The sequence below is a fragment of the Paraburkholderia suaedae genome (assembly GCF_040812055.1).
In the GTDB taxonomy this organism is placed as follows: Bacteria; Pseudomonadota; Gammaproteobacteria; order Burkholderiales; family Burkholderiaceae; genus Paraburkholderia.
The window spans coordinates 198358-207651 of record NZ_JBFOAH010000012.1 but is presented as its reverse complement, the minus strand read 5'-3'; the positions used below and the strand labels follow the sequence as shown (position 1 = coordinate 207651).

The 9294-nt window shown below is 64.5% G+C and carries 8 protein-coding genes; all 8 read right to left on the bottom strand.

Going from position 1 to position 9294, the window contains the following annotated elements; all coding sequences use genetic code 11:
* Positions 1–487 precede the first annotated feature (487 nt).
* Positions 488–1048: a phosphonate degradation HD-domain oxygenase gene (locus ABQJ48_RS18455; protein WP_367839441.1), complete on the bottom strand. Its 561-nt coding sequence runs from the start codon at positions 1046–1048 to the stop codon at positions 488–490.
* A 4-nt stretch (positions 1049–1052) separates the two neighbouring features.
* Positions 1053–2504 carry a phosphonoacetaldehyde dehydrogenase gene (gene phnY, locus ABQJ48_RS18450; protein WP_367839440.1) on the bottom strand — a complete coding sequence of 484 codons (1452 nt, stop codon included), beginning with the start codon at positions 2502–2504 and terminating at the stop codon, positions 1053–1055.
* Positions 2501–3775: a phosphonoacetate hydrolase gene (gene phnA / locus ABQJ48_RS18445; protein WP_367839439.1), complete on the bottom strand. Its 1275-nt coding sequence runs from the start codon at positions 3773–3775 to the stop codon at positions 2501–2503. The genes phnY and phnA overlap by 4 nt, the downstream gene beginning before the upstream one ends.
* Before the next feature lie 84 nt (positions 3776–3859).
* Positions 3860–4603, bottom strand: coding sequence for a phosphonate utilization associated transcriptional regulator (locus ABQJ48_RS18440; RefSeq protein WP_367839438.1), 744 nt, complete (start codon positions 4601–4603; stop codon positions 3860–3862).
* A 73-nt stretch (positions 4604–4676) separates the two neighbouring features.
* On the bottom strand, positions 4677–5540 hold the full coding sequence (phnV, locus tag ABQJ48_RS18435) for a 2-aminoethylphosphonate ABC transport system, membrane component PhnV (protein WP_367839437.1): 864 nt from the start codon (positions 5538–5540) through the stop codon (positions 4677–4679).
* Entirely contained in the window at positions 5530–6480 is a 951-nt protein-coding gene (gene phnU, locus ABQJ48_RS18430; RefSeq protein WP_367839436.1) for a 2-aminoethylphosphonate ABC transporter permease subunit, read from the bottom strand. Before phnU ends, phnV begins: the two co-directional genes overlap by 11 nt.
* The gene (gene phnT, locus ABQJ48_RS18425) at positions 6458–7558 is read right to left on the bottom strand and encodes a 2-aminoethylphosphonate ABC transport system ATP-binding subunit PhnT (protein WP_367839435.1); all 1101 of its coding nucleotides are present in this window, start codon (positions 7556–7558) and stop codon (positions 6458–6460) included. Before phnT ends, phnU begins: the two co-directional genes overlap by 23 nt.
* A gap of 97 nt (positions 7559–7655) precedes the next feature.
* A complete protein-coding gene (phnS, locus tag ABQJ48_RS18420) occupies positions 7656–8747 on the bottom strand; it encodes a 2-aminoethylphosphonate ABC transporter substrate-binding protein (protein WP_367839434.1) in 1092 nt (363 codons plus the stop codon).
* Positions 8748–9294: the final 547 nt, after the last annotated feature.

Sequence of the window (9294 nt, the reverse complement as noted above, 5' to 3'; positions counted from 1 at the left end):
AGACCTTTCTTTCATTACTGTGTGAGACTTGATACTTTTGCCTGCAGGCAGATTCCTCGGAACCCGCCCACCGCATCGCGCATCAAGCGCCCACACTTATCGGCTGTTAGTTTTTAAAGATCGGTCCGCTTCACGTGGCGCAGCGCCTGCTTCAACTACCCGGCACTGCGTTCCGTTCTGCGTCGCTGCATCTGCAGCAGAGAAGCGGAATTATGGAGAATTTCCGCTACGCCGTCAACAGGTTTTTTCACATTTCCTGACCTGCCCGACGCGCTGGAAGCCTTGCCACTGCTGGCTTTCCCGCCTCTTCATGCCCGGAGGTCCGGCGCACGAAAGAGCGAGATTCTAGCGAGCCCAAAGGCGACTGGCAAGCGCTATTTTGACGTGCTCGACTGCGCGCCGAGCGGGCACGATAACCACGACACGAACAATTGATTATTCCAATTCTGGCAAAAAGCTGAAACCCGTAGAAAAGCGGAAACATAGTTCACACAACCGCGTGTTTGCGCATCACCCGCTCCACCACACCCATAAAGTGATCCAGATCCGGTGTCGCACGATTCTGTTCTTTCGCGCGGTCGTCCCACTTACGTAGATTCAACGCATCTTCCGCATAGGGCTTGGCCAAAAACGCCTCGGCATCTTCGCTACTGAAGATGCCGCCCTGCAATTCCAGGCTCCTTACCGAATCCGCGGAAAGCTGTCGGAAATACTTGTCGTCGATTGCGCACAGGCAGCGTTTGGCGTCGACGTGCAATCGGATCGGCTCCAGCACCGCATGCGGCAACACCGGCCGCAAGAACGGTAGCGCGAAATACTGATGCAGATCGTCGATGCCCCGCTCGGTCGGCGTGTCGCCTTGCCGGTTCAACAGATGCCCAAGGTCGTGCAAAAATGCCGCTGCCACCAGCTCGTCGCCGACGCGCGCCTCCTGGGCCAGCGTACCGCTTTGCAAAGCATGTTCCAGTTGCGTCACCGGCTCTCCGCTATAGGCCAGATTGCCGTATTGCTCGAATAGCGCACGGATGTCGCTCACACTCAATGCCACTGCGCTACTCCCACGGTAATGAAAACGTCTTCAGATTAGTGAAGCTCTTCATCGCTTCCTGCACGCCTTCCTTATAGCCGAGCCCGGAGTCCTTGATGCCGCCAAACGGCGTTAGCTCGATCCGGTAGCCGGGCACTTCCCATACGTTGACCGTCCCCACGCGCAATTCGTTGATGAAGCGCGTGATCGCGTCCTGCCGGTTCGTACACACGCCCGACGACAACCCGAACGCCGTCCCATTGCTGATGCGAATGGCGTCGTCGAGCGTATCGAACGTGATGATCGGCGAGACCGGTCCGAAGGTTTCCTCGCGCACCAGCGTCATCGACGGATCAACGCCGTCCAGCACCGTCGGCGCGTACAGCGCGCCATTGCGCCGGTTGCCGATCCGCAGCCGCGCGCCACCCGCAATCGCTTCGTTGACGCGCGCCTCGAAAAGCTGCGCCGCGGCGACGTCGATCACCGTGCCCATCTGATTCGACGCATCGAATGGATCGCCGAATGACCAGGCCCGCGTTTTCTCCACGAGCAGTTCGGTGAAATCCGCCGCCACACGCTGTTGCACCAGAATTCGCTTGACCGCCGTGCAGCGCTGCCCTGAGTTCTTATAGGAGCCCTGCGCGGCCAGCGTCGCCGCACGTTCGAGATCCGCGTCATCGAGTACGATCAGCGGATCGTTGCCGCCGAGTTCCAGCACGACGCGCCGGTAAGCGGCCTTAGCGGCGATGTATTTGCCGATCGCCACACCCCCCGTAAACGTGACGAGTTCTGCCAGCGCATGCGTGATCAGCTCGTCGGCGATTTCACGCGGATCGCCGGTGAGCACCTGCAGCATGGGCGCGGGCAAGCCGGCTTCATAGAGCACATCGGCGAGATAAAGCGCGGACAACGGCACCTTCTCCGACGGCTTGAGCAGCACGCGATTGTTCGTCGCGATTGCCGGCGCAATCTTGTGCGCGACCTGGTTCATCGGGTGATTGAACGGCGTGATCGCGACGATCACACCCTCCAGCGGCTCGCGCTGCGAAAAGACGCGCCGCTTCTTGCCGTGCGGCGTCAGATCGCAGGAGAAGCTCTGCCCGTCGTCGCGCAACGCTTCGATCGACGCGAACTTCAACACATCCGCAACCCGACCAATCTCGTAGCGCGAGTCCTGCTTCGACAAGCCCGATTCGAGCGAGATCAGATCCGACGCCTCTTCGCTGCGCTCACGCAGCAGCGCGGCCGCGCGCTCCAGGATCTGCGAACGCTCGTAACGCGTGAACGTTGGCCGATACGCGGCCGCGTAGTCGAACGCGGCGCGCACGTCGTCGACGCTCGCGAGCGGAACTGTGCCGACACGCGTGCCGGTGTAGGGATCGAGTACGTCGAGGGTACGCGCGCGGGTCGCGCGTTTGCCTTCGAGCCGCAGCGCTTCGGCGCGGAAAGCCGGATGGTCACGCAGCGTGGTGTTCATGATGCGCACACGCGATTGAGCGCAAGATCGAAGATATCGAAGTTGCGCAGTCTATTGCCATTAGTGCCGTGAGTGCCGCCCAGCGAAGCCTCGACACGCCGGTTGAACAGCAGCGGTACTTCCTGCTCGGAAATACCGCCGTGGGAACGCAGCGGCACGGTCAACCCGGACAGATCATGCTCATCGCGACGCGTGCCCAAAACGACATGTTTCGTGCTGACTACGACGACATCGCCGACGCGGTCCTCCGGTAGCTCGAAGCGTTGGCACGCCGTGCGATTGTCGAGCACCACCTCGATGCCCGGCAGCCGGCCGATGCGCTCGATCGCCAGCGCGGCATCGACTCCGCGCGGCAGATAAACCGTCGCGAACGACCCGAGCGCGCCGTGATGCACCACGTACGGATCGGTGATCGGCAGGATAACGCGCGCGGTCTTCTCGCCAAGCCAGTCGTCCAGCATGTCCTGCAGGTAGATCACGTTCGGCTCGCCGGTGGCCGGATCGTGCTTGGCGTTCATCCCGTGGTCGGCAGTCAGGCCGATCACCCAGCCGAGCGCGTCGAGCTTCGCGAGATAGCGGTCCATCATCGCGTAGAACGCGTTCGCGCCTTCGGTGCCGGGCGCCCATTTGTGCTGGACGTAATCGGTGGTCGACAGATACATCAGGTCGAGCTTGCGCGTCTGCGCGAGCCGCACGCCGGCGGCGAACACGAATTCGGACAGCCCCGCGCTGTAGACATCGGGCAACGGCAAGCCGACCAACTGGAGCACGTCGTCGATACCGTTGTCCGCGATGGTCGCTTTGTCGGCTTTCTCCGCCGAGAAGCAGATCCCCTTCAGTTGCCAGCCGAGCAGGCTGCGCAGCTTGTCCTTCGCGGTGATCACGGCGACCGCGGCGCCTGCCTCGGCAGCGGCGGCGAGCAATGTGCCGGCGCGCAGATAGGCGGGATCGTTCATCATGACCGCGGCGCCCTCGCCGTGGTTCGCGTCCGGGTCCCAGAAGTAATTGCCGCAGATGCCGTGCACCGACGGCGGCACGCCGCACACGATGGACAGATTATTCGGATTGGTGAACGACGGGATCACGCAGTCGCCCTTGAAGGCCGAACCGCTTTCGAGCATCTTGCCGATGAACGGCGCGACGCCGGCCGCGACCGCCGCCTCGAGATAATCGAACTCGCAGCCGTCGACGCACACCACGACGGTAGGTTGCGAAGGGAGCCGGTAGCTGCGGCCGTTGACTTCGATCGTGCGCTCGCCTGAGTTTGCCATCGGTGCCTTCCATGCGTGCGTGGCACGCGTGCTGTCGTTAATTGAGTCTTCCGGTCGAGCGGTCGCAACAGCCAACGCTTGCGCTCAATCGCCCGAAACGGGCGCGGCCGGCGATCCGGACGGGCCGGCCTGCGGCCGCGCCGTCTCGCACGCCGCGCGCGCGCGCTGCAGGCCGCCGTTCACGTGCCCGCGTATCAGCGCCGCGGCATGCTCGGCGTCGCGCGATGCGAGCGCCGTCAGAATCGCGCGATGCTCGGCCAGCGAGCGCGCCATCGCATGGGCATGCACTCGCAGCGCGGCACGCCGGAACAGGCTCAACTCACTCACCAGCCGCCGATACGTTTCATAAAGCTTCCGGTTGCCCGAGGCCGCCACCAGCGCGTCGTGAAACGCCACGTTGGCTCGCGCGTAACCGTCGTGGTCCTGCGCATCGGCTGCGGCGCGCATCGCGTCGAGCCAGTCGCGCAACACCGCGAGCTTCGTTGCGTCGATGCTCGCCGCCAGCATCCGGCACGCCGCTTCTTCGAGCACCGCGCGCACCGCATAAATCTCGTCCGCCTCAGCCAGCGACACCGTCCGCACGAACACGCCCCGATTCTTCTCCGTACGCACGAGGCCGGCCTGCTCCAGCGCGCGAAACGCCTCGCGCACCGGCCCGCGCGACACACGCAGGCGCGCGGCCCAGTCGGCCTCGTTGAGCTTGTCGCCGGGCGCGAGCGCCCCTTCGACGATGTGCCGCTCGATCTGGTCGCGTACCAGCGTCGTCAGCGAATGCCTGCGCACGAGATCGATTGGATCGACAGAAGGAGCCAACATATATTCGGTCATTTTGGCATATTTTGCCACATTCACATGGGTTTGCACGACGACATTGCACCCCGACGCGCTGCGCAACGACGCGTCAGTCGAGCCGACGACGCGGGACGCGCGCGGCGATCACGAGCAGCGCGGCCAGCGAAACCAGCAACAGGATCAGCGACAACGCGGAGGCCGGCAGGTAATAGCCGCGCTCCACCTGCCCGACGACGACGATCGGCACCGTCGCGAAGCCCGGCGGATAGACGGTGAGCGTGGCGCCCAGTTCGCCCAGCGACAGCGCGAAGCCGAGCGCGAGACTCGCGCGGATCGCCGGCACCAGTTGGGGCAGCACCACGCGGCGCAACACCATCGACGGCGGCGCACCGAGGCTGGCCGCCGCGTCGCGCAAAACCGTCAGCTCGGGGCGCAACGCCGCGGCCGCGCACCGGTAGCAGAACGGCAGCACTAGTGCGAGCTGCACGAACACGACGATCGCCGCCGAGCTCGACAGATCCACCGGCCGCTTGTGATACGCGATCAGCACCGCGAGCCCCAGCACCACGCTCGGCACGCCGTTGGGCATCATCGCGATGGTGTCGACGAACGCGCCCAGGCCGCGCCGGTCGCGCCCTTCGAGCGCGAGCGCAAGCCACAGCCCGAGGATGGTGCCCAGCGCCGCGACCCCCATGCCGATTTCGAGACTGGTGGTCAGCGCATCGAAGTCGCTCGAACTGAGACGTTCGAACCAGCGCATGCTCAAACCGTCGGGGAGGATCGTGCCGGACCAGTGAGAGGCCACGCTCGACAACGCGACGACCAGCACCGGCACGACGAACAGCCAGAAGCACAGCAACCCGGCCAAGCCGAGAAACAGTCCCCCCAGCACACGCACCAGCAGACTCCGGCGCACCGGCCGCGCTTTCCTGGGCATGACCGGCAACACGGTCGGCTCGAGTTCAACGGCCATGGCCCGCTCCTTTCACCTTGCGACGGTTGACCTGGCGGTACAACGCGTACAGCGACAAAGACATCGCCAGCATCACGACCGCGCCGGCGGCGGCGGCCGGCAGATCGAGGTCGACGGTGGCGGAACTGTAGATCGCGACCGGCAGCGTAATGAGATGGGCGCTGCCGAGCACGAGCAGGATGCCGAACTCGTTGAGCGTCAGCAGGAAACACAGAATGGTGCCGGCCGCGATGCCCGGCCAGGCGAGCGGCAGGATCACCTTGAACGCCACCATCAGACCGCTCGCGCCGAGGCTGCGCGCGGCTTCGATCAGACGCCGGTCGAGCAGCGCGAAGGAGGCGAGCGTCGGACGCACGACGAATGGCGCGTAGAACACGACCTCTGCGAGAATCACGCCGCCGACGCCGAACAGAAAGTCGAGCGGCGGCGCCGGCAGGTTCAACAGTCGCTGCAGGCCGATGCTCACGGAGCCTTGAGAGCCGTACAGGAAGATCAGCGTGAACGCGACCAGAAACGAGGGGAACGCGACGAACAGCTCGAGAAAGCGCGTGATCAACCGCGCGCCGGGAAACGGCTTGAAGAACAGGATCGAGGCCAGCGCCACGCCGAGCAGCGATGCGAGGCCAGCGCTGGCGAACAGAATCCACAGCGTGGTGCCGATCACGCCGCGCGTCTCCGGATTGCCGAAGAAGGTCGAATACGCTTGCAGGCTCAGGCCGTGTGCGCCGGTCAGGCTCAGCATCACCAGACGCACGAGCGGGTAGATCACCAGCGGCCCGAGCACCACCACGGCGATAAAAAGCAGATGCCATTGCGCCGCGCGCGCGCGACGCTTCACCGCGGCGGTATGCGACGCGGCGCTGGCGCGGCGACGCGCATCGGCGCAGGCGTCGGCCGCGCTCAACGACGCCGGCGTATCAGGGCTGGATAAGGACGACATCGTCTGCCTCATAACGCAGGGACACGCGCGCGCCCTTCACCGGCGCCATGCCTTGGCCGCGCTGCAGGGTGACGAGCACCGGTTCGCCAGGCAGCGCGTCGAGCATGAGCTGCACCGACAGCACCGCGCCGTACCACTCGACCGACGTGATCACGCCATGCATCTGCCCCTCGCCGAGCGGCACGATGCACAGCGCCTCCGGACGCAAACAGGCGACCCGCTCGCGCTCGTTGTAGCGCACGTCGTCCATCGCGAACGCGACCTGCGGCGGCAACAGATTGGCCGCGCCCAGATAGCGCGCGACGAAGCTGTCGACCGGCGTGTCGTACAGCTGTTGCGGCGTGCCCAGTTGCGCGATGCGTCCGTCGCGCATCAGCAGCGTGCGGTCGGACAGCACCAGTGCGTCGTCCTGATCGTGCGTCACGCACAGGATCGTCAGATTCGGCAAACGCTCGTGCAGCGCCTTCAGCTCGGAACGCACCGACGCGCGCAGATTGGCATCGAGTGCGGACAGCGGTTCGTCGAGCAGCAATACGTCCGGCTCGATCACCAACGCGCGGGCGAGCGCCACCCGCTGCTGCATGCCGCCCGACAGTTGTGCCGGCATCACGTGGCCGGCGTCGCCCAGCTGCACCAGCTTCAGCACATCGGCGACACGTCGCGCGATGTCGCGCGCCGGCGTGCGGCGCGCGCGTAAACCGAACGCGACGTTCTCGAACACCGACAGATGCGGAAACAGCGCATAGCTCTGAAACAGCAGACCGAGATTGCGCCTGTGCGGCGGCACGTGCGTGAGATCGTGGCCGGCCACGCTCAGGGTGCCGGCGAGACCATCGGCCTCGATGAACCCGGCGATGAAGCGCAGCAGGGTCGTCTTGCCACAACCGCTGCGGCCAAGCACGGTAAGCAACTCGCCGCGCTGGATGGTCAGCGACAGATCGTCGAGCACCGTGCGCGTGCCGAAGCGCACCGTCAGATGGTCGATCTGCACGCCGCCCGGCGCGTTCGAACGCGCGGCATCGAGCGCGTCCGGTGGGGCGTCGAGCGCGTCGGGGGGAGCAAGACTGGCCATATTCACCGGATGGTCCTCCAACAGGATTGATGCTGACCGGCGCCGGTCCATTCCGCAAGGCGCCGCCCGACTCCGTTACGTCGATTTCACCGCGAGCGGCGCTCTACTTCGGTTTGACCACTTCGATCTGCTTGCCCGAGGAGCCGATCACCTCGCTCTTCCAGCGTGCGGTCCACTCGGCCTTCTTCGCCATGACGTGGTTCCAGTCCACCGGAATCAGCTTCACGCCGGCGATGGCCTGCTTGACCGTCTCGCCGTTCTTGCCGGCGAGCGGCACGTCGGTGCGGCCCGGAATGCCGAAGATGTCCGGCACCTTGGCCTGCACTTGCGTCGACATCAGGTAATCGATCAGCTTCTTGCCTTCAGCCTGATTCGGCCCGTTCTTGATCAGACCGATCGCGTACGGCAACTGGAACGTGCTCGGCTGGCCGCCGGGCTCGGCCGCGAGGAACACCGGCTTGAGCGACAGGCCGCCGTTGGCGGCGTCGTCGAGATCCATTTGCAGGTCGCCGTTGGCGACGGCGATTTCGTTGCGCGAGAGCAGCACGTCCAGGTAGCCCGTGCCCTTGGTGTGGAACTTCGCGCTTTGTTCGAGCTTCTTCAGATAGTCGAACGCCTTGTCCTCGCCCATCAGCGACGAGGTCAGAATGATCACCGCCATGCCGTCACCCGCCGTAGCCGGGTTCGAATACGCGACCTTGCCGCTGTAGTCCGGGTGCAGCAGGTCCGCGAAGGTCTTCGGCGGAGTTTTGGTGACGTCCGGGTTGATCGCGAAGGAGAAATAATTGTTCACGAAGGTCGCCCACGCACCGTTGGGCGCCTTCGCGATCGCCGGTACGTTCTTGTAATTGGCGCTCTCGTACGCCTGCAGCAGGCCCGCCTGGTCCGCTTGCTGGATGAACGGCGGCAGCGTGACGATCACATCGGCCTTCGGCTGATCCTTTTCGATGGTTGCGCGGTTCACCACCTCACCGCTGCCCGCCGTGACGATATTGACCTTCACGCCTTCCTTCTTTTCGAAGGCCGGCAACACGTCCTTGTAGAGATTTTCGAGGCCGTCCGCCGTATACAGAACGACGGCGTCGGCCGCGTGGGCCTGGATCGCCGCGCCGCCGAATGCCGCCGAGGCGACGAGCGCCGGCAGCAGTTTGCGAACGAGAGCGGCGGTAGCGTGTAGGGAATGCGTCGTTGTCATGTCGTTTTCTCCGAAAGGCAAAAACCAGACGGTCGGGATAACCCGAGACCTGTTGTGATTGAACGGCGTTAGCGCCGTGCCGCTTGCGTGTTGCCCGCAGCCAGCGGTCATGGCATTGCACGCGCACAGTTGCGCGCCGATTGCCGACCAGTGGCCCGATTGCAGATTGCCGACAACCTAGCTGCTTATTCTCCAGCCAAAATTCCAGCCCCTCTACGACGCTCGCGCTGCCTGCCATGCGTGAACGGGCATGGCAAGGATCACAGGTTCGCGTGACAACGCCATGACGATTGTGGCGAGTTCCACAAAACTACACAATTCGCCAATAACAGCCAAAATGTATTTGTTTGCCAACCTGCCTACGGCGGCATATGCGCCGGATAGCCGCAGTCGCGGGCCCGTGGAAATGGTGCGATCCTGCGCGCAGGATCGCGGTCCACTCACGGGTGCTTCACTTCTTTTCTCGCCGACGCGCGCTGAGCGATGCGGCTACCAACGCGGCGAACCGATCCCCCGGCTGACCAGCGCACGCACGACCGCTTGCGCG

Coding starts and splice junctions, on each gene's coding strand:
- phnY (WP_367839440.1), bottom strand. CDS start 2,504: ATGAACACCACGCTGCGTGACCATCCGGCTTTCCGCGCCGAAGCGCTG.
- phnS (WP_367839434.1), bottom strand. CDS start 8,747: ATGACAACGACGCATTCCCTACACGCTACCGCCGCTCTCGTTCGCAAA.
- ABQJ48_RS18440 (WP_367839438.1), bottom strand. CDS start 4,603: ATGACCGAATATATGTTGGCTCCTTCTGTCGATCCAATCGATCTCGTG.
- phnU (WP_367839436.1), bottom strand. CDS start 6,480: ATGTCGTCCTTATCCAGCCCTGATACGCCGGCGTCGTTGAGCGCGGCC.
- phnV (WP_367839437.1), bottom strand. CDS start 5,540: ATGGCCGTTGAACTCGAGCCGACCGTGTTGCCGGTCATGCCCAGGAAA.
- phnA (WP_367839439.1), bottom strand. CDS start 3,775: ATGGCAAACTCAGGCGAGCGCACGATCGAAGTCAACGGCCGCAGCTAC.